Origin of the sequence: Micromonospora sp. NPDC049240 (genome assembly GCF_040647835.1) — a bacterium.
GTDB lineage: Bacteria > Actinomycetota > Actinomycetes > Mycobacteriales > Micromonosporaceae > Micromonospora.
In genome coordinates this window covers 100,301-121,986 of the sequence record NZ_JBEZCX010000003.1, presented here as the reverse complement: position 1 = coordinate 121,986, position 21,686 = coordinate 100,301, and the positions used below count along the sequence as shown (strand labels likewise).

At 73.8% G+C, this 21,686-nt stretch carries 19 protein-coding genes and 1 riboswitch; of the genes, 11 read left to right on the top strand and 8 right to left on the bottom strand.

Annotated elements, in window-relative coordinates; all coding sequences use genetic code 11:
• Nucleotides 1–8: 8 nt before the first annotated feature.
• Nucleotides 9–725, top strand: coding sequence for a TetR/AcrR family transcriptional regulator (locus AB0B02_RS05835; protein ID WP_281941730.1), 717 nt, complete (start codon nt 9–11; stop codon nt 723–725).
• 343 nt (nt 726–1,068) lie between these two features.
• Here AB0B02_RS05835 and AB0B02_RS05830 read toward each other — a convergent pair whose 3' ends face one another.
• The 4 genes from AB0B02_RS05830 to AB0B02_RS05815 form a co-directional block, all read right to left on the bottom strand.
• The gene (locus AB0B02_RS05830) at nt 1,069–1,752 is read right to left on the bottom strand and encodes an SGNH/GDSL hydrolase family protein (RefSeq protein WP_281941728.1); all 684 of its coding nucleotides are present in this window, start codon (nt 1,750–1,752) and stop codon (nt 1,069–1,071) included.
• Nucleotides 1,753–1,848: 96 nt separating this feature from the next.
• Nucleotides 1,849–3,765 (bottom strand): trypsin-like serine protease, encoded by a 1,917-nt coding sequence (locus AB0B02_RS05825; RefSeq protein WP_357297161.1) that lies wholly within the window; start codon nt 3,763–3,765, stop codon nt 1,849–1,851.
• 285 nt (nt 3,766–4,050) lie between these two features.
• Nucleotides 4,051–5,274, bottom strand: coding sequence for an MFS transporter (locus AB0B02_RS05820; protein ID WP_281941724.1), 1,224 nt, complete (start codon nt 5,272–5,274; stop codon nt 4,051–4,053).
• On the bottom strand, nt 5,271–6,836 hold the full coding sequence (locus AB0B02_RS05815) for an AMP-binding protein (protein WP_357297160.1): 1,566 nt from the start codon (nt 6,834–6,836) through the stop codon (nt 5,271–5,273). Before AB0B02_RS05815 ends, AB0B02_RS05820 begins: the two co-directional genes overlap by 4 nt.
• Before the next feature lie 314 nt (nt 6,837–7,150).
• Here AB0B02_RS05815 and AB0B02_RS05810 point away from each other — a divergent pair, with 314 nt between their 5' ends.
• The 6 genes from AB0B02_RS05810 (at nt 7,151) to AB0B02_RS05785 (ending at nt 13,428) form a co-directional block, all read left to right on the top strand.
• Nucleotides 7,151–8,434 (top strand): SGNH/GDSL hydrolase family protein, encoded by a 1,284-nt coding sequence (locus tag AB0B02_RS05810; protein WP_281942690.1) that lies wholly within the window; start codon nt 7,151–7,153, stop codon nt 8,432–8,434.
• Between the two features lie 67 nt (nt 8,435–8,501).
• Nucleotides 8,502–9,725, top strand: coding sequence for a cytochrome P450 (locus AB0B02_RS05805; RefSeq protein WP_357297158.1), 1,224 nt, complete (start codon nt 8,502–8,504; stop codon nt 9,723–9,725).
• Complete coding sequence (locus AB0B02_RS05800) at nt 9,722–10,696, top strand: alpha/beta hydrolase (protein WP_357297155.1); 975 nt, start codon at nt 9,722–9,724, stop codon at nt 10,694–10,696. Before AB0B02_RS05805 ends, AB0B02_RS05800 begins: the two co-directional genes overlap by 4 nt.
• Nucleotides 10,689–11,792 carry an alpha-hydroxy acid oxidase gene (locus AB0B02_RS05795; RefSeq protein WP_357297153.1) on the top strand — a complete coding sequence of 368 codons (1,104 nt, stop codon included), beginning with the start codon at nt 10,689–10,691 and terminating at the stop codon, nt 11,790–11,792. Before AB0B02_RS05800 ends, AB0B02_RS05795 begins: the two co-directional genes overlap by 8 nt.
• A gap of 1 nt (nt 11,793) precedes the next feature.
• The gene (locus tag AB0B02_RS05790; RefSeq protein WP_357297151.1) at nt 11,794–13,107 is read left to right on the top strand and encodes a PLP-dependent aminotransferase family protein; all 1,314 of its coding nucleotides are present in this window, start codon (nt 11,794–11,796) and stop codon (nt 13,105–13,107) included.
• A gap of 69 nt (nt 13,108–13,176) precedes the next feature.
• Entirely contained in the window at nt 13,177–13,428 is a 252-nt protein-coding gene (locus AB0B02_RS05785) for a hypothetical protein (protein WP_107160278.1), read from the top strand.
• A gap of 99 nt (nt 13,429–13,527) precedes the next feature.
• On the opposite strand, the gene AB0B02_RS05780 is transcribed toward AB0B02_RS05785, so the two are convergent.
• The 3 genes from AB0B02_RS05780 to AB0B02_RS05770 form a co-directional block, all read right to left on the bottom strand.
• Nucleotides 13,528–14,964, bottom strand: a complete 1,437-nt coding sequence (locus AB0B02_RS05780; protein ID WP_357297150.1) for a glycine hydroxymethyltransferase — start codon at nt 14,962–14,964, stop codon at nt 13,528–13,530.
• 18 nt (nt 14,965–14,982) lie between these two features.
• A riboswitch (ZMP/ZTP riboswitch) is annotated at nt 14,983–15,073 on the bottom strand.
• A gap of 111 nt (nt 15,074–15,184) precedes the next feature.
• Complete coding sequence (locus AB0B02_RS05775; protein WP_357297147.1) at nt 15,185–15,508, bottom strand: hypothetical protein; 324 nt, start codon at nt 15,506–15,508, stop codon at nt 15,185–15,187.
• A gap of 98 nt (nt 15,509–15,606) precedes the next feature.
• Nucleotides 15,607–17,091: a S8 family serine peptidase gene (locus tag AB0B02_RS05770; protein ID WP_357297145.1), complete on the bottom strand. Its 1,485-nt coding sequence runs from the start codon at nt 17,089–17,091 to the stop codon at nt 15,607–15,609.
• 442 nt (nt 17,092–17,533) lie between these two features.
• Between AB0B02_RS05770 and AB0B02_RS05765 the strand changes: the two genes are divergently transcribed.
• Together AB0B02_RS05765 and AB0B02_RS05760 are read left to right on the top strand one after the other, a co-directional pair.
• The gene (locus AB0B02_RS05765; RefSeq protein WP_281941712.1) at nt 17,534–17,863 is read left to right on the top strand and encodes a hypothetical protein; all 330 of its coding nucleotides are present in this window, start codon (nt 17,534–17,536) and stop codon (nt 17,861–17,863) included.
• A 43-nt stretch (nt 17,864–17,906) separates the two neighbouring features.
• Nucleotides 17,907–18,881: a DNA primase small subunit domain-containing protein gene (locus AB0B02_RS05760; protein ID WP_357297143.1), complete on the top strand. Its 975-nt coding sequence runs from the start codon at nt 17,907–17,909 to the stop codon at nt 18,879–18,881.
• A gap of 4 nt (nt 18,882–18,885) precedes the next feature.
• Here AB0B02_RS05760 and AB0B02_RS05755 read toward each other — a convergent pair whose 3' ends face one another.
• A complete protein-coding gene (locus tag AB0B02_RS05755) occupies nt 18,886–19,392 on the bottom strand; it encodes an Lrp/AsnC family transcriptional regulator (protein WP_281941708.1) in 507 nt (168 codons plus the stop codon).
• A gap of 72 nt (nt 19,393–19,464) precedes the next feature.
• Between AB0B02_RS05755 and pdhA the strand changes: the two genes are divergently transcribed.
• Complete coding sequence (gene pdhA, locus AB0B02_RS05750; protein ID WP_281942685.1) at nt 19,465–20,670, top strand: pyruvate dehydrogenase (acetyl-transferring) E1 component subunit alpha; 1,206 nt, start codon at nt 19,465–19,467, stop codon at nt 20,668–20,670.
• Nucleotides 20,670–21,674 carry an alpha-ketoacid dehydrogenase subunit beta gene (locus AB0B02_RS05745; RefSeq protein WP_281941706.1) on the top strand — a complete coding sequence of 335 codons (1,005 nt, stop codon included), beginning with the start codon at nt 20,670–20,672 and terminating at the stop codon, nt 21,672–21,674. The genes pdhA and AB0B02_RS05745 overlap by 1 nt, the downstream gene beginning before the upstream one ends.
• Nucleotides 21,675–21,686: the final 12 nt, after the last annotated feature.

Genomic DNA, 21,686 nt, shown 5'->3' with positions numbered 1-21,686 from the left:
GTGGGATGGTGAGCGGCGCATCCACGAATCCGGCCGGCGGCGGATCTCCCGGCCCGTCGATCTGGAGCCGGCCGCCACGCGGCAGCCGCGGGCCGACCCCGACACACGGCCGGGACGAGATCGCCGCCGCCGCGGTCACGCTCGCCGACGCCGGCGGGCTGGACGCCGTGTCGATGCGGGCGGTGGCCGGCGCGCTGGACATGGCCGCCGGCTCGCTCTACCGGCACCTGTCGTCCCGCGACGACCTGCTCGACCTGATGGTCGACAGGTGCGTGGGGGAGCTGCGGCCCTACCCGAGCGACGACGGCGACTGGGTCGAGCAGTTCCTGCGGCTGGCCCGCCGCCAGCTCGCGCTGCACCGGCGGCACCCGTGGCTGGCCGACGCGCTCGGCCGGCGCGCGGCCCCCGGGCCGAACACGCTCGCCTACTTCGACGCCTGCCTGCGCATCCTGCAACCGGTGCCGGCCGGGGTCGCCGCCAAGTTCGAGGCGGTCGCCATGGTCACCGGCGTGGTCACGCTCTTCGCCCGCAGCGCGGCGGCCACCGGCGTGGTCACGTTCGACCACGTCGACCTGGCGGCGTACCCCCATCTGGCTGCCGCGTTCGCCGACGCCGCCACCCCGCCCGACGGCGACCTGTTCGCCCGCACCCTGCGTGCCCTGCTCACCGGCCTCCTGACCCCCGACCGCCCCGGACCGCCTCCGGACGCCCCCGCCGGGCGGTGACGTGATCGAAGAGTTCCCGTCCCGTATCGCGGTGGACCCGACGCCGACTCCTTGGTCAACGGGCGACGGCGGGAAGGAAGTCGGTTCGGGGTGCCTTTCGAGCTGATGGCAGAAACGACTCACCGAAGCCGGCCCGGCGTGGCGCGGGCGGCTGGCGAGGGTGCCGAGTCGTCTACGCCATCAGCTCGAAAGGCGCTCGTACGCCCGACCGTCGCCCGCGGCGAGGCCGTCCGGCGTCGGGGTCGGCCGGCCCACGGCACCCGCCGGTGTCACCGCGGCCGGGCCGGGCCGATCGGCCGACGGTGTTCGCGGAACCGGCCCGTCACCGGTGGCGGGCGTCGCCCTACCGATGACGGGTGTGGTGGGTGGCGAGGACCCGGAGCGTTTCCGCGGTGGCGACGGCGTCGCTGCGGGCGCTGCCGTGCCGGCCGTCGCCGCTGTAGAGCGAGGGGTCGGCGACCAGCGGATGGTCGGTGAGGTGCACGTGCAGCGTGCCGAGGCGCTCGGCCACCGCGCGGGTGTGCCGGGCCAGCCGGCGCATCCGCGCGCCCAGCCCGGCCCGCAGCGTGTCCCGCACCGCCGGGCTGTGCGAGACGTCGAACATGCCCACCGTGATCACGTCCGCCCCGGCGTCACGTAACGCGGTGATGATCGCGACCAGCTCCCCGTCGACCGCGTCGGGGTCGTAGCCGGGCCGGAACGCGTCGTTGCCACCGCACACCACGAGCGCCAGGTCCGGCCCGAACGCCAGCGCGTCGGCCAGTTGCGTGGCTCGCACCTCGTGCGCCCGCAGCCCGCGCCGCCCCAGGTTGAGGTACGCCAGCTCCGGGCGCACCGCCCGCAGCTCGGCCGCGACCCGGTCGGCCCACTGCACGTCGGGGTAGCCGTCGAGCGGCTCGCACAGGCCCTCCGCGACGCTGTCGCCGAGCACCGCGAACCGGTGCCACGGATGGTCGCGCAGCAGGTCGGCGGCCTCGCCGGGGCGCAGACACCAGGGATCCGTGGCCTCGGTCAACGTCGATGACATGACCGGGAGGCTAGCCGAGCGGTCGGGACGGGGAAAGCGGTCCGCCGCCCCGACCGATCGGACGGTCGGGGCGGCGGACACCGGTCGTACGGCCGCTCAGGCGGTCGGCGGCCTGTTGAACCAGCCGTGCAGCGTGACGATGACATGCGTCGTGCCACCGCTGACGTTCAGGATCCGGATGTTCCTGGTCGCGTAGCGCGGGCCGGCGTCGTTCACCCTGACCATCACCATCGTGGTGCGTGCGATCTGGCCGGCGGCGAAGTTCGCCACCGACTGGCTGGTCACCACCGGCCCGTCGGGAGTGGTCGCGAACGGGCCCGCGCCCGACTCGACGGTCAGGTAACCCGAGCCGGTCGGGCCCACCGTGGTCACCGAGAGCAGCGCGCCGCCCATCGCGTCCGGCGAGATGCCCACCGGGTCGGTCAGGTTGACGAACAGGGCACCCCGCGCCGTCATCGGCGTGCCGCCGTTGGCCCGGGTGTCGACCACCTGCAGGGCCGGGACCGGCCGCAGTTCGGCGCCACCCGACGCGGCGGCGGTCACGTAGCCCTGCACGGAGATCACCAGGTCGACCGCCGGGCCCTTGTTGAAGAAGGTGGCCCGACCGGCGGAGGAGAGCTTGACCGCGACGCCCTGCGAGGTGACCCCGCTGACGTAGTCGAGCACGCTTGTCGCGTCGGCCCCGCCCTCCGGGTAGGCCCGCAGGAAGCTGGCGCTCGTCGAACCGACCACGGCCACGTCCAGGAACACGCTTGTCGCGCCGCTCGGGACGACGCCGCCGGTGAACGTGAACGTCCGGGATCCGTTGGTCGGGATCTTGCCGACGGTGGTGCCGGTGCCGTCGCGGGTGTCGACCACCCGGGTGTGCGGCACGGCGACCAGCCCACCGCCCGCCCCGGCGGTGAAGTAGCCGTGCACCTCCACGACGACGTGGACGCTGCCGGCGGGGTTGTGGACCGAGACGCGGCCGTCCGGGCCCGGACGCACCACCTGGGTCGTCGAGATGATCTCACCAGCCGACGCGTTGAGCGACGACGTGGCCGGCCGGGTGGAGCCCGTCGGGAACACCGTCAGGAACGTGTTGGCGGTCGGGCTGACCGCGGTCACGTCGACCAGGACCGCGGAGACGCCCGACGCGGGGACCCCGCCGACGCCGAGGACCGGGAAGTCGGTGGTGCTGTTCGCGCCGCGGAGCCCGGCGGGGGCGCCGGTGCCGGTGCGGGTGTCCAGCAGGAGCCCGCCGGGGGAGAGCGCCACGTAGTTCTTGTTGCTGGTGCTCGCCGCGATCCACGGGGCCAGACCGTCCACCCGCACCTCGGTCGCGGCGCGCCGGGTGTCGGTCTCGCCGAGGCAGCCACCCTGCCAGGAGGTGTCGTGCAGGGCGACCAGCTGCGGCTGGCCGGCGCCGGTGCGCAGCAGCGGCCCACCGGCGTCGCCCCGGCACAGGCTGGCGGCCGAGGCGCTGCCGTCGACGGTGAGCGTGTCGGTGCTGACGCCGGTGACCGCGAACGTGCCGGCGTGCAGCTTGTCCGGCGCCCACTCGGTCGCGGTCCGGCCGAAGCCCGCGGCCAGCAGCTCCTCGCCCGGCGCGGCGGACGCGCCGACGGCGACCGGCGGCACCCCGTCCGCCGGCTTCTCCACCTGGGCGAGCGCGACGTTGCGGGTCGGGTGGGGGAGCACGGCCGTGACGGCGAGGACGTGCCCGGCAGTGGTGCTCAGATCCGTTCGGCCGACCGTGACGGTGGTGCGTCGGCTGGGCGGGCCGGCGACGAGCTGCTGGCCCGGTTCTGCCAGGCAGCTCGCGGTGGTCATCACCCAGCTCGGCGCGACCAGCACCGCGGAGCAGGCCCGCAGGTCGCTCTGAATCTTCGCGGTGAACGAGTAGCTCCCGGCCGGCACCGGGCTGACGCCGCTGACCGCCTGCGCGGCGCCGCCGCTGATCATGCTTGCCGCCACCACGACGACGGCCGACGCCGCGATCCTGCGGGCGCGGCGCGTTCGGATGAAGCTCATGCTCCTCTTTTCCGGTTGTACGAGCGTCGGCGACGCCGCCGGGCGAACCGGGAGAGAGGTCGAGCCGTGGACAGCATGCGCCCGCTGCGGCGACAGGTGTGCCGGACGCGCCGGGGCGCGTTCGTGCCGGTACACCATCGACGTTCCCCCGTGTGGCTACCGCAGGCATTGCCCGTGGATCAAGAGGGTAGCGAAAAGCCACCCGTCGTGCTGCCCCGTGCGTCGGCGCGGGACCTGCTCAGCTACCCGCCCGGAGGCGCTACGCCGAGCCACCGACACCACCGGTCAGGCCGGGGTGGGGGCGACCGGCTCCGGCGCCGGCCGGCCGGCGCCGGAGCGGAGGAACAGCAGCGGCGCCACGGTGAACACCAGGCAGGCCACCGACATCACCAGCAACGCCGGACCCAGATCGAACAGCGCCACCGACCAGCCGCCGAGCAGCGCGCCCACCGGCAGGCCGAGGAACGCCACCGAGCCGGAGATGCCCAGCACCCGGGTCTGCAACGCCGCCGGTACCCGTTGATAGAGCGCGGCGCCGAGCAGCGGGTTCACCGCCGCGATCCCGATCCCGGACAGGAACGTCACCACCAGCACCACCACCAGGTCGTCGCTGAGCGCCAGCGCCAGCAGCCGGGGCGCGCCGCTGAGCGCCAACCCGAGCGCGAACACCGCCTGGCCGGGCAGCCGCGCGCCGACCAGCGTGAACAGCAGGTTGCCCAGCAACGCGCCGGCCGAGAAGACGCCCAGCAGCAGCCCGAACCCGGCCGGGTCGCCGAGCACCTGGCTGACCCAGAGCGGGATCCAGACCGCGACGCTGGCGTTGGCGAACATGTTGGACGCGGAGACCACGATCAGCATGACCAGCAGCGTCCGGTCGGTACGCAGGTACGCGAAGCCGCCGCGCAGCGCCCGCAGGTACGGCTCCCGGGGCGCCGGCTGCGTCGGCGCGGGCGGCCGGACCAGCACCCCGATCAGCAGCGCGCAGACCGCGAACGTGGCCGCGTCGATCCAGATCGCCGGCGTCAGCCCCACCCAGTCGATGAGCAGCCCACCCAGCACCGCGCCGAACAGCGTCATGCCCCGCGCCAGCCCGTCGTAGGCGGAGGTGAGCCGGATCAGCGGCACCCCGGCCCGCTCGGCGGCCGGCTTGAACAGCACGTGCTTCACCCGGTCGCCGATGCCACGCAGCCCGCCGGCGATCGCCACCAGCACCAGCAGCGTGCCGAAGCCGAGCCAGGGCGCGAGCGCCACCACCGCCATCGCGACCGCGCTGGCCGAATCCACGAAGATCGAGGTACGGCGGACGCCGAACCGGTCCGCCCACGGCGTGGCCAGCGCGCTGGAGAGCATGTACGGCAGCGTCTCCGCGGCGGCCACCAGGCCCATCCGGGTCGGGCTGCCGGTGGTCTCCAGCACCAGCCAGGGAATGGCCACCACCGAGATCCGGGTGCCGAGGTTGGACAGCAGGTCGGCGCCGACCAGGGTGTACAACTCCCGGCGCGGGTTCACGCCGGACTGCCGATCGGGTCCGCGCCGGCCGGGTGCTCCTGTGCGTACCGGGCCCGCAGCGCCCGTTTGTCGACCTTCGCGGACCGGTTCAGCGGCAGCGCGTCGACGAACTCCACCGCGCCGGGCGCCCAGGTCTCGCTGAGTTCCCGGACGACCAGCGCGATCAGGTCGTCGCCGGTGACCGACGCGCCCGCCGCCGGCACCACGTACGCGTGCGGCAGCTCCCCGGCCACCGGGTCCGGCACCCCGATCACCGCGGCGGCCCTTACCTCGGGGTGGCCGGCGAGCACGTCCTCGATCGGGCGGGAGTAGATCGGCCAGCTCCGCTGCCGGGTGAGGATCCGGTCCTGCAACCGGTCGACCAGGTAGAGGAAACCGTCGTCGTCGAGGTGCCCGATGTCGCGGGTGCGCACCCAGCCGTCGACGAGCGTCTCGGCGGTCAGCTCCGGCTGGCCGTGGTAGCCGGCGAAGCTCAGCTTCGTCCGGGCCCACACCTCGCCGTCGACGCCGGCCGGCAGCACCCGCCCGTCGGCGTCGCGGATCTCGACGGTCACGTCCCCGTACGGCCGGCCGCAGGAGCGCAGCCGCTCCGGGTGCTCCGGATCGTCGGTGAGCCCGGGCAGCGCGCAGATCACCACCGCCTCGCTGAGCCCGTAGACGATGCGCAGGCACGGGCCGAACCGGGTGATCGCCTGGCGCAGCCGGGCCGGCGCGGCGGGCCCGGCGCCCACGTTGAACATGACCATCGCGGAGAAGTCGGCGCCCGGCAGGTCGGGATGGTCGAGCACCTCGTAGAGCATCGGCGGGGTGACGAACGTGGAGGTCAGCCGCTCGGCGTCCACGGTCGCGATGAACGCCGCCGGGTCCCACCGCTCGCGCAGGAACAGCACCCCGCCGGTGAACAGGTTGACAAGCGTGGTGATCTGGCCGCTGGCCAGCCACATCGGGGAGTGCGACAGGTGCCGCAGCAGCGGGATCCCGGCGGACCGGATGCCGGCGGCGAGCACCAGCACCTGCCGGTAGAAGCTCTCCCGGTGGTGCACCAGCTTCGGCGTGCCGGTGGTGCCGCTGGTCTGGAGGAACGACTCCGGCGCCGGCCCGGGGGCCGGCAGGTCGGTCGGGTCGTCGCCGTCGCCGCCCGCGGTGAGGTCGGGCCCGGCGCCGCCGGGGCCGAGACACAGCACCGGTACGCCGACCAGGCCGGCCGCGACCTGCCCGGACTCCGGATCGCGGGGATCGTGCACGAACACCTCCGGCGCGGCCAGCGCGACGAACTCGTCGATCTCGCGGCGGGAGGTGACCGGGGCGACCCACATGGCCCGGCAGCCGAGCAGGTGCAACGCGAGGTGCAGCAGTGGGCCCTCGACCGTGTTGCCGAGCATCACCAGCACCGCCGCGCCGGGGCGTACGCCGTGCCGGCGCAGCGCGGTGGCCAGGCCGCGCACCTCGGCGGCGACCTGCCGGTAGGTGAGCCGGCGGTCACCGCCGACCAGCGCCTCCCGGTCGCCGAACCCGGCGAACAGCTCCAGCGCCTCGTGCACGTAGTTCGGCCGGTCGGTCATCGGGCAGCCCCCATCGTTGTCCGCGAGCGGCGCCCGGCCCAGGTCAGGGCCGGTACTCGGACGGCGGGTGCCGGGTCGGCGACCGCACCGCCGCCGGTTCCGAGCCTAGGCAGCGGCGGTCCACGGCGGACAGAGCCGAACGTCGGGGCCCGGCATCCCGCGGGCATTTGATCATGTCGATCAGGTTGATTGACGCTCGTCACCAGCGGCGGCTAGTTTCCGGTCCATCGCCCGGGCAGGTGGCGCCGACCGCGCCGCGCCCGGGGTTGGGCGAACATGGAGGATCGATGCCGACCCCGAAGAGATGGCACGTCATAGCTTCTGCCGCAACGCTGCTGATCGCCGGCACCCCGGCGGTCACCGCGAGCGCCGGCCCCACCGACACCGACCGCGCCGGGCACGGGCGCGCCGAGTGGGCGGGAAGCTGGGCCGCCGCGGTGACCCGCGGGAACACCGTGGGGCTGACCAACACCGGCCTCAACGACCAGAGCATCCGGATGACGGTGCAGACCACGGTGGGCGGTCCGCGCCTGCGGGTCCGCCTCACCAACCTCTACGGCGAGCAGGCCGTCAAGGTCGGGCACGCCACGGTCGCCCGGCCGAACACCGCCACCGCCGACGACCTGTCCGACGTCGACCCGGCCAGCGTCCGGGAACTGACGTTCTCCGGCGGCACGTCGGCCACCATCAACAAGGGCGCCGAACTGCTCAGCGACCCGCTGGCCTACCCGGTGGCCGAGCAGGAGGACCTGGTGGTCACCCTGTACTTCCCGGTGCTCACCGGACCGGTCACGTTCCACGGCCAGTCCCGGGTCACCAACTTCATCGGCGCCACGGACCTGACCACCGCGGCCGGCGGCGCCGGCTTCACCATCAAGCCGAACTGCTGCTGGATGTTCCTCTCCGGCATCGACGTGGAGCGCAAGGTCGCGCCGGGCTCGGTGGTGGTGCTCGGCGACTCCATCGGCGACGGCAACGGCAGCACGGTCAACGCCGACAAGCGCTGGCCGGACCTGCTCGCCGCGCGGCTGATCGACGCCCGCCCGGAGGTCCGTACGCCGGGCGTGCTCAACCTCAGCCTGGCCGGCAACCGGCTCAACCACGAGGGCCCGGAGCCCGGTGCGGGCGGCTTCCCCGGCTACTACGAGCTGGGCCCGAACGCGCTGGCCCGACTGAACGAGGACGTGTTCCCGCAGACCGGTGTCCGGACCGTCATCACCCACCTGGGCATCAACGACATCTGGATGAACGGCGACAGCGCCGAGGCGATCATCGCCTCGCTGCGCCAGCTCAACCAGCAGGTCAAGGCGCGCGGGCTGACCAGCCTGGTCGGCACCATCACGCCGTACGAGGGCAACGGCGGGCCGGGCGTGTGGACCGAGGAGAAGGACGCCACCCGCAACGCCGTCAACGCCTGGCTGCGCGGGGCCGGCCGGGCCGAGTTCGACGGCGTGCTCGACTTCGACGCCGTGCTGCGCGACCCGGCGCAGCCCAGCCGGCTGCTGCCGGCGTACGACGCCGGGGACCACATCCACCCGAACGACGCGGGCGCGCAGGCGATGGCGAACGCCGTCCCGCTGCGGCTGCTCGGGCTGTGACACCGGGCGGGGGCGGCGTCGACACGGCGGCCGCCCCCGCCGCCTTTTCCTGGGGAGGAAGAACGCCGTGGACGTCAGCGAGATCCTGACCGGCCTGTACAGCGAGCAGGGCCGGCAGAACCCCTATCCCTACTACGCGGCCCTGCACGCGCACGGGCCGATCAACGCCGTTCCCACCCGCGCCGAGCACAGCACCGTCACCGCCGTCGCCGGCGGCTACGACGTGGTGGACCGGATCCTGCGCGATCCGGAGTGGTACAAGGGCTTCCCGCCCGGCTGGGAGGAACAGGAGATCCTGCGGACGTTCCTCACCTCGATGATGTTCGTCAACCCGCCGGACCACACCCGGATGCGCGCGGTGTTCGCCAAGACGTTCACCCCGCGCCGGCTGGGCGCGCTGGAGCCGGTGGTGGTGCGGATCGCCACCGAACGCCTGGACGCGATGGCCGAGGCCGGCGCGGACGGCACCGAGGTGGACTTCGTCGCCGACTTCGCGTACCCGGTCCCGGCGCTGGTGATGGCCGAGTTCATCGGCCTGCCCGCCGCCGATCTGGCCTGGTACCGGCAGCGGGTCGACTGGATCGACGAGTACATGGACGTCGCCGGCAAGACGCCGGAGCGGCTGACCCGGGCCAACCAGGCCGCCGAGGAGCTGCGGGCCTACTACCGGGACCTGATCGCCCACCGCCGCCGGGCCCCCGGCGAGGACCTGATCAGCGGGCTGGTCGAGGTGCTCGACGCGGGCGGTGTCGACCTCACCGAGGACGAGCTGATCAGCAACCTGATCGTGCTGTTCAACGCCAGCTTCGTCACCACCGTCTACATGTTCAGCAACGGCCTGCCGCTGCTGCTCGACCATCCGGAGGTGACCGCCGCGCTGCCCGGTGACGACGCGCTCGCCCGTGGCTGCGTGGACGAGGTGCTGCGGATGGAGAGCCCGGTGCACTTCCTGGCCCGTTCCGCGCCGGCCGACGCCGACCTGGACGGCGTGCCGGTGGCCCGCGACGACAACGTGCTGCTGCTGATCGCCGCCGCGAACCGGGACCCGGCCCGCTTCCCCGACCCGGACCGCTTCGACCCGCACCGGGACGGCCCACCGTCGCTGGCCTTCGGCCTCGGACTGCACTTCTGCCTGGGCTCGGCGGTGTCGAAACTGGAGGGCCGGATCGCGCTGCCCCGGTTGTTCGCCCGCTTCCCCCGACTCGCGGTCACCCAGCCGTACACCTACAGCGGCAGCCTCTTCCTGCGCGGCATCGACAAGCTCTTCGTCACCACCGGGGAGGCCGGATGACGCTCGATCCGCAGGTGGTCGCGTGGCGGGCCGCCCGGGCGACGGCGGGCGCCGTGCCGCTCTACACCCAGACCCTCGCCGAGGCCCGCGCCGCCGACCTCGCCGCGATCCGCGCCGGCGGCGGCGCGGTCGAGCCGGTCGCCGAGGTACGCGACAGCCAGGTGCCCGGCCCGGCCGGGCCGCTCCCGGTGCGGGTGCACCGGCCGGCCGGCGACGGTCCGCTGCCCACGCTGGTGTGGTTCTTCGGCGGTGGCTGGACGCTCGGCAGCGTGGACACCGCCGACGGGATCTGCCGGCGGCTGGTCAACCTCGTCGGCTGTCAGACCGTGACGGTCGGCTACCGGCTCGCCCCCGAGCATCCGTTCCCGGCCGCGGTCCAGGACTGCCACGCCGCGCTGCGCCACCTGGCCACGCACCCCGACGAGTTCCGGATCGACGCGGGCCGGCTGGCGGTCGGCGGGGACAGCGCCGGCGGCAACCTGGCCGCCGCGGTGACGCTGCTGGCCCGTGCCGACGGCGGGCCCCGGCTCGCCGCCCAGGTGCTGGTCTACCCGAACACCGACCAGCGCCCCGGCCGTCGCCCGGCCGACGACGAGGACCCGCTGCTGTTCAACCGGCACTCGGTGGACTGGTACCGCGGCCACTACCTCGCCGACCCGGCGGACGCGTCCCATCCGCTGGCCTCGCCGCTGCTCGCCGAGGACCTGTCCGGCCTGCCGCCGGCGCTCGTCGTCACCGCCGGGCACGATCCGCTGCGCGCCGAGGGCGAGCGGTACGCCGAGCGGCTGGGCGGGGCCGGCGTGCCGACCGAGACGGCCGACTACCCGGGCATGATCCACGGCTTCTTCGCCATGCCCGGCGTGTTCGACGCCGGCCGCGACGCCCAGGACCGGGTGGCCGCGTTCCTGCGGGCACACCTCGGCCTCGATCCGGCGTCGGCCGGGGCCTCGGTCGGGACCGACCGTGGCTGACCCCGCCTCGGCCTTCGTGCCGCCGGCCGGCCTGGCCGACTTCGCCGGGCTGGCCCGGGCGGTGCTCCCGGCCGACGTGTGGGACTTCGTCGACGGCGGCAGCGGCACGGAGACCGCGCTGGCCGCCAACCGGGCCGCGCTGGACCGGGTGGCCGTGCTGCCCCGGATGCTGGCCGGTGTGGACACCCCGAGCACCGAGGCGACGCTGCCCGGGGGCCGGGCCGCGCTGCCGGTGGCGGTCGCGCCGATGGCGTACCAGCGGTTGCTGCACGCCGACGGTGAGCCGGCGCTCGCGGCGGCGGCCGGCGCGGCGGGCGTGCCCTACGTGGCCAGCACACTGTCCAGCACGCCGATCGAGGAGATCGCCGCGGCCGGCGGAACGGTGTGGTTCCAGCTCTACTGGCTGCGCGACCGGGGCCTGGTGGCGGAGCTGCTGGACCGGGCGCTGGGCGCGGGCTGCGCGGCGGTGATGCTCACCGTGGACGTGCCGGTGCTCGGCCGGCGCCTGCGCGACGTGCGCAACGGCTTCACGCTGCCGGCGCACGTCACCGCCGCCAACCTGCCCGGCGGCCGGGACGACCTGGCCCACCAGGGCACGCCCGGCGTCTCGGCGGTGGCGGTGCACACCGGCGCGGTCTTCGCCCCGGCGGTGAGCTGGGCGGACCTGGCCTGGCTGCGCGCGCGTACCCCGGTGCCGTTGCTGGTCAAGGGCATCCTGGACGCGCGCGACGCGGTCCGCGCGGCGGACGCCGGCGTGGACGCGGTGGTGGTCTCCAACCACGGCGGCCGGCAGCTCGACGCCGCCCCGGCCAGCGTGAGCGTGCTGCCGGAGGTGGTCGACGCGGTGGCGGAGCGGTGCGCGGTGCTGCTGGACAGCGGCATCCGCGGCGGCGTCGACGTGCTGCGCGCGCTCGCGCTCGGCGCGGCCGGCGTGCTGGTCGGCCGGCCGCTGCTCTGGGCGCTCGCGGCCGGCGGCCGGGCCGGCGCCGAGGCCGCCCTGGCGCTGCTCGCCGCCGAGCTGCGGGACGCGCTCATCCTCAGCGGCTGCCCCGACCCGGCCTCGGCCCGGCGGCTGCGCACCCGGATCGGAGCCTGACGTGGAACCGGTGGACCTGACTGTCGAGGCGCTGCACGGCAGCGTCGGTGACCCGGCGTTGAACTCGATGAACTTCCTCAACGAGGTGGCACAGCACTATCCCGACGCGGTGTCGCTGGCCGCCGGTCGGCCGTACGAGGAGTTCTTCGACTCGGCGTTGCTGCCCGGCCACCTGGACCGGTTCCGGGCGCACCTCGCCGACGACCTGGGGCTGAGCCCGGCCCAGGTGGACCGGACGCTGTTGCAGTACGGCCGGACCAAGGGCATCGTGCACCACCTCATCGCCCGCCACCTCGCCGTCGACGAGGGGCTCACCGTCGACCCGGAGACGATCGTGGTGACGGTCGGCTGCCAGGAGGCGATGTTCCTGGTGCTGCGCGCGCTGCGGGCCGACCCGGCCGACGTGCTGTTCGCGGTGGCGCCCACGTACGTCGGGCTGACCGGCGCGGCCCGCCTGGTCGACCTGCCGGTGCGTCCGGTGGCCGGTGGCCCGGACGGCGTCGACCTGGCCGACCTGCGGGCCGGGGTGCGCCGGGCCCGCGCCGAGGGGTTGCGCCCGCGCGCCTGCTACGTGATGCCGGACTTCGCGAACCCGTCCGGGATCAGCATGGACACCGCCCAGCGCCGCCGGCTGCTCGACCTGGCCGCGGAGGAGGAGCTGCTGCTGATCGAGGACAACCCGTACGGCCTGTTCCCGGCCGCCGGCGTGGACCGTCGCCCCACGCTCAAGGCGCTGGACACCGCGCGTCGGGTGGTCTATCTCGGCTCGTTCGCCAAGACCGTGCTGCCCGGTGCGCGGGTCGGCTACGTGGTCGCCGACCAGCGGGTGGGCGGCGCGGACGGCACGGTCGGCCCGCTCGCCGACCAGCTCGCCAAGATCAAGAGCATGGTCACGGTGAACACGTCGCCGATCAGCCAGGCGGTGATCGGCGGCGCGCTGCTGGCGCACGACTGTTCACTTGTCGCCGCGAACGTCCGGGAGCGGGCCGCGTACGCCCGCAACCTGCGCCACCTGGTCGACGGCCTGGCCCGCCGTTTCCCGGCCGGCGGGCCGGTGGGCTGGACCGTGCCGGCCGGCGGTTTCTTCGTGGTGGTCACCGTGCCGTTCCCGGTCGACGACGCGCTGCTGCACCGCTCGGCCCGGGAGTACGGCGTGCTCTGGACCCCGATGGCGCACTTCTACGACGCCGGCACGCCGGTGAACGCGTTGCGGCTGTCGGTGAGCGCGGTCACCCCGGCGCAGATCGACGTGGGCCTGGACCGGCTCGCGGCGCTGGTCGCGGACACCACGGCCGCGGTGGGCGCGCCGGCCTGACGCCGCAGGGTCGTGGTTCCGGCACCACCCGTGTTCCCCGGCGACCCGGTGTCCGTTGATAATGGACGGATGGTTGCCTGGGAGTACGCGTTGCTGGTCCGCCGCTATCAGGGGCAGGGCCGGAATTTCCACGTCTCGTTCGTCTGGTACGGCCCGGACGGGTCCCGCACCGACGTGACCGCGTACGGCGACACCGCGGTCGCGCACCTCAACCGCGTCGGCCGGGAGGGCTGGGAGCTGGTCACCGCCGCCGAGGACGTGAACAACGTGCAGGGCAGCACCGAGGTCCACCGCTACCACCTCAAACGCCCCCTGCGCTGACCCACCCCCCACCCCCTCGTTGATCAAGGAGTTTGCGTCGGTTCCGGCGTGCCGGCTGACGCAAACTCCTTGATCGACTTCGCGGGCGGGCGGGCGGGCTCAGGTCAGGTTCACCTCGGGGTAGAGGGGGAACGGGGTGAGCAGGTCGGCGGCCTGCTTGCCGACCTGCTCGGCCACCGCCGGGTCCAGGACGTACTTCGCCTTGGACGGGGCGCCGTCGGGGCCGGTGCCGGGGCTGGTGCGGTCGAGCACGGTGTGCATCAGCTCGGCGGTCGCGTCCATCTCGGCGGCGCCGAGCCCCCGGGTGGTCAGCGCCGGCGTGCCGATCCGGATGCCTGAGGTGTACCACGCGCCGTTCGGGTCCTGCGGCACCGCGTTGCGGTTCGTCACGATGCCGGAGTCCAGCAGCGCCTGCTCGGCCTGCCGGCCGGTCAGGCCGTAGCCGGACACGTCGATGAGCACCAGGTGGTTGTCGGTGCCGCCGGTGACCAGCGTCGCGCCCCGGCGCAGCAACCCGTCGGCGAGCGCCTGCGCGTTGTCCACGATCCGCTGCGCGTAGTCGGCGAAGTCGGGGCGCCGCGCCTCGGCCAGCGCCACCGCCTTGGCGGCCATCACGTGCGGCAGCGGACCGCCGAGCACCATCGGGCAGCCCCGGTCGACCTGGTCGGCCAGCTCCGGGCCGCAGAGCACCATGCCGCCGCGCGGGCCGCGCAGCGACTTGTGCGTGGTGGTGGTGACGATGTGCGCGTGCGGCACCGGGTCGAAGTCGCCGGTGAAGACCTTGCCGGCGACCAGACCGGCGAAGTGCGCCATGTCGACCATGAACGTCGCGCCGACGGAGTCGGCGATCTCCCGCATGATCCGGAAGTTGACCTTCCGGGGATACGCGGAGTAGCCGGCGACCAGGATCAGCGGCCGGAACTCCCGGGCCGCCTCGGCCACCCTGTCGTAGTCGATCAGACCGGTGGCCGGGTCGGTGCCGTAGCTGCGCTGGTCGAACATCTTGCCGGAGATGTTCGGCCGGAACCCGTGGGTGAGGTGGCCGCCGGCATCGAGCGACATGCCGAGCATCCGCTGGTCGCCCAACTCCCGGCGCAGCGCGAACCAGTCCTCCTCGGTCAGGTCGTTGACGTGGCGCTTCTGCGCCTTCTTCAGCGCGGGGGACTCGACCCGGTCGGCCAGGATCGCCCAGAAGGCGACCAGGTTGGCGTCGATGCCGGAGTGCGGCTGCACGTACGCGTGGGTGGCCCCGAACAGCTCCCGGGCGTGCTCGGCGGCGAGCGCCTCGACGGTGTCGACGTTCTGGCAGCCGGCGTAGAAGCGACGACCGACGGTGCCCTCGGCGTACTTGTCGCTGAACCAGTTGCCCATCGCCAGCAGCGTCGCGGGGGAGGCGTAGTTCTCGCTGGCGATCAACTTCAGCGACTCGCGCTGGTCGGCCAACTCCGCCCCGATGGCGTCCGCCACCCGCGGCTCGACGGCGCGGATCACCTCCAGCGCGCTGCGGAAGGCGGTGGACTCGGCGTTGTGCGACATGCGACCTCCTGGTGACGTGCGGAAGGCCCAGGCGCTCGGCATGCGTCCTCATGACGAGGCCGCTCCCCCGATGGTGCTCCATCTCCACGCGCCAGTCACGGCCCGGGTCGATCCTAGCGGTCGACCCCGGACCGGACCTGCGGGCCCGGCCGGCCCGGGTCCAAGGACGGGCCCCTTCTTAACGCCTCGCGTCGAGAAGGGGCCCCTTCTCACCTGCGCGTCAGGCGTCCACGGCGTCGCGCGCCTTCTTCAGCGGCTTCGGGGCGGTCGGCGGCTTCGGCGCCGTCGGCCGCAGGTCCAGCATGCGCTGGCCGATCTCCTGGAGCTGGTTCCGGCCGAGCGCCTCGCGCACCTTCGGGAACCACTCCTGCTCCTCCTCCTCCTCGACGTGGTGCAGCACGTTCTCCATCAGCACCGTCGTCCTGGCCACGAACCGCTCGTCGTCGGCGTCCATGGCGTGCAGTTCGAGGCAGAGCACGTCCGCCATCACCTCGTTCTCCGGGTAGGTGTGCACCGTCAGCGCCTCGAGGATCTGCGTGACCACCTTCCCGCGCCGGCTCGCCGGCCCGTCCTCGGCGTCCGACCAGGACAAACAGACCGGGCCCGGCAATCACGCCGGGCCCGGTCCGTGGGTGCGGTCGGTTACTTCACCACGGTGTACGCGTCGACGACGCCGGCGCCGTAGAACCCGTTACGCGCCCCACCGGAGCAGGTCGCGTCGTACGCGTTCGGGCCCGTCGGGATCAGCGGGACCGGGTTGTAGACGCCCGCCGGGCAGGGCTTGGCGGTCGCCGTGCGCTCCAGGAACGACGACAGCTGGCCCGGGGTCATGCCCGGGTGCGCCGACAGCGCCAGCGCCGCGACACCGGTGGCGTGCGGGCCGGACATCGACGTGCCCTGCTTGTAGCCCCACCCGTTGGTGCGGGTGACGGTGTTGAAGGTGGTCGACAGGATGCCGTCGGTCGACGTGGAACGCGCGCCCTGGGTCCGGAACCGGGTGTCGCCGCCCGGCGCCGTCACGTCGATCACGCCCTGCCCGTACGAGGAGTAGTAGCTCTTCGCGCCGGTCGGGCCCACCGCGGCCACGGTCACCACGCCGGGCGCCTCGGCCGGCAGGTCGAGGCAGGCGTTGGTCAGGTTCTCGCGCTCCTCCGGCGTCCCGTTGTTCGGGCTGCCGGTGTCGGTGATCTTGTGGGCGAGGTCGTAGTTCGAGTTGCCGGCGGACGCCACGTTGAGCACGCCCTTGGACTGCGAGTAGCGGATCGCCCGCTGCACGGCCTGCCACACTGGGCGCTGCCGCGCGTCGTTACGGCAGTTCAGCTCCCACGGGTCGATGTAGTAGCTGTTGTTGGTCAGCCGCATCCCGTGGTCGGCGGCCCAGAGGAACCCGCACACCGCGGCCTCCGGGAGGATGTAGCCGTCGTCGTTGACCACCTTGACGGCGGCCACCTTGACCCCCGGCGCGACGCCGGTGACACCGACCCCGTTGATCGCCGCGGCGATGGTGCCGGCCACGTGGGTGCCGTGGTCGCTGTTGGTCGGGTTCCAGGCCGCCTCGGTGGTGTCGGTGACGCCGCCGACGCAGGACGTGCTCTTGTCCTTGGCGATCTGGGTCGCCAGGTCCGGGTGGGTGCTGGAGATGCCGCTGTCCAGGACGCCGACGACGACGTCCGGGCGGCCGGTGGTCACCGCGTGGGCCTGCGGGACGTGGATCATGTCCATGTCCCACTGCTGGCCGTAGAGCGGCTCCTTGGTGGGGTCGCCGGTGGCGTCGGCGGCCTGCGCCGCCGAGACCTCGACGGTCTCGCCCTCGTCGAGGGCGGTGCCCAGGCCGGCGGTGGAGGCGACCGACTCGACGCCCGCGCCGGCCACCCGGGCGGCGAAGTCCGGGTTGGTCGAGCGGGCGACGAGCACGCCGATCTGGTCGTAGGCGGCCACCACGGTGCCGTCGGCGGCGGCCACCCGGGCGGCGGCCTTGCCGGTGGTGGCGCCCTGCGGGGCGAGGACCAGGTACGACGTCTCCGGTCCGGCGGCTGCCGCCGGCGCCAGGCCGCCGGTGACGGCGAGGCCGGCGCCGAGCGTCACGGCGGACGCGGCGGCCAGTGTCTTGCGACGAAGGTTGTTCACACGTACTCCCAGGGGGCCGATCCGGTGGAGGACGCGCAGACTGCACGCCCTTCACCGGCTCAGCGCGCGAGCGTGGTGTGGTGTTACACACACCCTCGTCGTCGCGTGTCGGCCGTCAGACCGTGGCGAGCGGTCGATCAGTTCGGCGCCGGACGTCTCGGCCGCGGTGGCCGCGACGTTCGCGGTGCTCTCACCGTGCCGGACGATCCAGAGCGCTGCCAACTCCGCCATGCGGCTCCCCGTACCCGACGCCCGGCGCGGGTGACCGCGCCGGCGCTCCGTCGAGCGGAAGTGCCGGACGGTGCCCGGTGCCTGGCCCGTCGCCCAGTAGTCGGTGGACTGTGCCGCAGGCCGCCACCCGCCAGCCGGACGGGGCAGCGCGGTGCGTATCGATCCGGCAAGATGTCGGCCGGGTCGGGCGGCCCGGCCGGGGGAGGTGCGCATGTCGACGGTGGTTCAGGGGCTGCGGGAGGCCCTTGTGCTCTTCGTGGTCGCGGTGGTGGCGATCACGGTGGCGGTGGGCGTCTGGGTGGCGCTCAGCGGCGGCGACTTCGTGCACCGGGTCGGTGTGGCGTTCATGCTGGTCGGGGCCGTGATCGGGATGACCGGTGACCTGACGCTGAGCCGGATCGGCATGCTGCCGGCCCGGTCCACGTTCGGGCTGGCGCCGGAGCGGGAGGACGGCGGCGGCGGCCGGGTGCTCACCGGCGTCGGCATCTTCCTGTTCGTCTCGGTGCCGCTGATCGTGGTCGGAATCCTGCTGATCACCTGACGGATGCCCGCGCGCCGGCGGTCGGTGCCCTACGGTGGGTGGGATGGCGACCACGGCGGCCGAGGAGATCCGGGTGGGGGAGCGGCTGGTCCGCGTCTCCAGCCCGGACAAGCCCTACTTTCCCGAGCGCGGGCTGACCAAGCTGGACGTGGTGCGCTATTTCCTCTCCGTCGGCGACGGCGTCCTGCGCGCGCTGCGGGACCGGCCCACCATGCTGGAACGCTGGCCGCGCGGCGTGTTCGAGGGCGCGACGATCGCCACCCGGCAGACCAACCGGGGCGACGCGTTCTACCAGAAGCGGCTGCCGGCCGGGGCACCTGACTGGGTGCGCACCGCGCACATCACGTTCCCCAGCGGACGGACCGCCGACGAGGTGGCGCCCAGCGAACTGGCGGTGGTGATCTGGGCGGCGAACCTGGGCACGCTGCGGTTCCACCCGTGGCCGGTGTCGACGGCCGACGTGGAGCACCCCGACCAACTGCGCATCGACCTGGATCCGATGCCGGGCGTGGAGTTCGCCCAGGTGGTGCCGGTGGCCCACGAGGTGCGTGCGTTCCTCGCCGAGCTGGGCCTGGAGGGGTACCCGAAGACCACCGGCGGCCGGGGCCTGCACGTCTACCTGTCGATCGAGCCGCGGTGGAGCTTCGGCGAGTGCCGGCGGGCGGTGCTGGCGCTCGGCCGGGAGATGCAACGCCGGCGACCGGACCTGGTCACCACCACCTGGTGGCGGGACCAGCGTGACCGGCCGGTCTTCGTCGACTACAACCAGATGGCCCGCGACCACACCATGACGTCGGCGTATTCTATCCGGCCCACGCCCCGGGCGCTGGTGTCGGCGCCGCTGGACTGGGCCGAGCTGGACGACGCCCGGCCGGAGGACTTCGACGTGCTCAGCATGCCGGCCCGCTTCGCCGACCGCGGTGACCCGCACGCCGGCCTGGACGGTCGGCGACACTCGTTGGCGCCGCTGCTGGAGCTGGCCGACCGCGAGGGCCTGGAGTCGCCGCCGGAGCGGTGAGCCGTCAGGCCCAGGGGCTCAGTGTCCCGTCGAACTCCTCGAAGACCAGCCAGGTGCGGGTGGAGAGCACCCCGGCGATGCTCTGCACCCGGTCCAGCACCACGTCACGCAGCGTGGCGTTGTCCGGCGCGCGGACCAGCGCCAGCACGTCGTGCTCGCCGCTGAGCAGCGCCGCGTGCTCGATGTAGCGCACCTGGGCCAGCTCGGCGGAGACCTCCCGCCAGGTGTTCTGCTCGATCGTCAGCGCGATGTACGCCGAGGTGCCCAGCCCGGCCGGCTCCGGCGCGACCCGCGCGGTGAAGCCGGCCAGCACGCCGTCGCGCAGCAGCCGCTCCACCCGGGCGTAGGCGTTGGTGCGCGAGACGTGCACGCGGTCGGCAAGCGTCCGGATGGAGAGCCGGGCGTCCGCGACCAGTTCGCGCAGGATCCGCCGGTCGACCTCGTCGAGCGGGCCGGCCGAACGTCCCGTTCCGCCCGTCGCGCCCGCTGTGGTGCCGGTCTCCTGGCTCACTTCGCTCACCCTCCCGTGCCATTCGTCCCGCGTTCAGCGCGGATGTTGAGTCAATCATCCATGGGCAGGAGCATAGGTCCACCACACGTCCAGGAGGTCCCCGCCGTGACGACCACACCCCAGGCGGTCCGCAGGGCATCCCCGCGCACCCGCCGGCCGGCCACCCCGGCCGTCCCCGACCCGTCGGCCGGCCTGCTGCCGCAGCCCGAGCCGGTTCGGCTGCTCGACCCGGACGGCACCCCGCTGCCGCCCCGCGACGACTATCCGGAACCGCCGGTCGAGACGCTGCGCGAGATGTACCGGCGGATGGTCGTCGGCCGCCGCTTCGACACCCAGGCCACCGCGCTGACCAAGCAGGGGCGACTCGCCGTCTACCCGTCCGCCCGTGGCCAGGAGGCCTGCCAGGTCGGCGGCGTGCTCGCGCTGCGCGACTCAGACTGGGTCTTCCCCACCTACCGGGAGTCGATGGCGCTGACCGCGCGTGGCCTCGACCCGGTCGAGGTGCTCACCCTGCTGCGCGGCGACTGGCACTGCGGCTACGACCCGGCCGTCACCCGCACCGCGCCGCAGTGCACGCCGCTGGCCACCCAGTGCGTGCACGCCGCCGGCCTCGCCTACGGCGAGTCGTACCAGGGCCGGGACACCGTGGCGCTGACGTTCATCGGCGACGGCGCCACCAGCGAGGGCGACTTCCACGAGGGGATCAACTTCGCGGCCGTGTTCAAGGCCCCGGTCGTCTTCCTGGTGCAGAACAACAAGTACGCGATCAGCGTGCCGTTGTCCCGGCAGACCGCCGCGCCGAGCCTGGCGTACAAGGGAGTCGGCTACGGCGTGCCCAGCGAGCAGGTCGACGGCAACGACCCGGTGGCCGTGCTGGCGGTGCTGAACCGGGCCGTCGCGCACGCCCGCGCCGGCAGGGGCCCGTACCTGATCGAGGCGCACACCTACCGGATGGAGCCGCACACCAACGCCGACGACCAGACCCGCTACCGGGACGCCGACGAGGTCGAGGCGTGGCGCGACCGCGACCCGATCGCCCGGCTGGAGGCGTACCTGCGGGCCCGGGGCGTGCTCGACGACGCCGCGGTCGCGGCGGTCGCCGAGGAGGCCGAGGCGTACGCCGCCACGCTGCGCCGCCGGATGGACGAGCAGCCGACGGTGGACCCGCTCAGCCTCTTCGAGCACGTCTACGCCGAGCCCACGCCGCAGCTCGTCGAGCAGCGGGAACTGGTCCGGGCCGAGCTGGCCGCGGCCCGCGACGAGGAGGGGGACGCCTGATGGCCACCGTGACCATGGCGAAGGCGCTCAACGCCGCGCTCGCCGACGCGCTGCTCGACGACGAGCGGGTGCTCGTCTTCGGCGAGGACGTCGGCCAGCTCGGCGGCGTCTTCCGGATCACCGACGGGTTGCAGGCCCGCTTCGGCGACAAGCGGTGCTTCGACACCCCGCTCGCCGAGGCCGGCATCGTCGGTTTCGCGGTCGGCCTGGCCATGTCCGGGCTGCGGCCGGTGGTCGAGATGCAGTTCGACGCGTTCGCGTACCCGGCGTTCGAGCAGATCGCCTCGCACGTGGCGAAGCTGCGCAACCGCACCCGTGGCGCGCTCAGCGTGCCGATCGTCATCCGGGTCCCGTACGCCGGCGGCATCGGCGGCGTGGAGCACCACTGCGACTCGTCCGAGGCGTACTACGCGCACACCCCCGGCCTGAAGGTGGTCACCCCGGCCACCGTCGACGACGCGTACTCGCTGTTGCGCGCCGCGATCGACGATCCGGACCCGGTGGTGTTCCTGGAGCCGAAGAAGCTCTACTTCTCCAGCGGCGAGGCGGAGCTGCCGGCGCGTACCGCGCCGATCGGCACCGCCGTGGTGCGCCGGCCGGGCACCGACGCGACGCTCGTCGCGTACGGGCCGGCGGTGCCGGTGGCGCTGGCCGCCGCCGAGGCGGCCCGCGAGGAGGGCTGGGACCTGGAGGTGGTCGACGTGCGCAGCATCGTGCCGTTCGACGACGCCACGGTGACCGCGTCGGTGCGCCGTACCGGCCGCTGCGTGGTGATCCAGGAGGCGCAGGGCTTCGCCGGGGTGGGCGCCGAAATCGCCGCCCGGGTGCAGGAGCGCTGCTTCCACGCGTTGCACGCGCCGGTGCTGCGGGTGTCCGGGCTGGACATCCCCTACCCGGCGCCGATGCTGGAGCACACCCACCTGCCCTCGGTGGACCGGGTGCTGGACACCGTGGCCCGGTTGCAGTGGGACGACCAGCCCGACACCCGGTGGGCAGCCGCATGAGCGAACGCACCG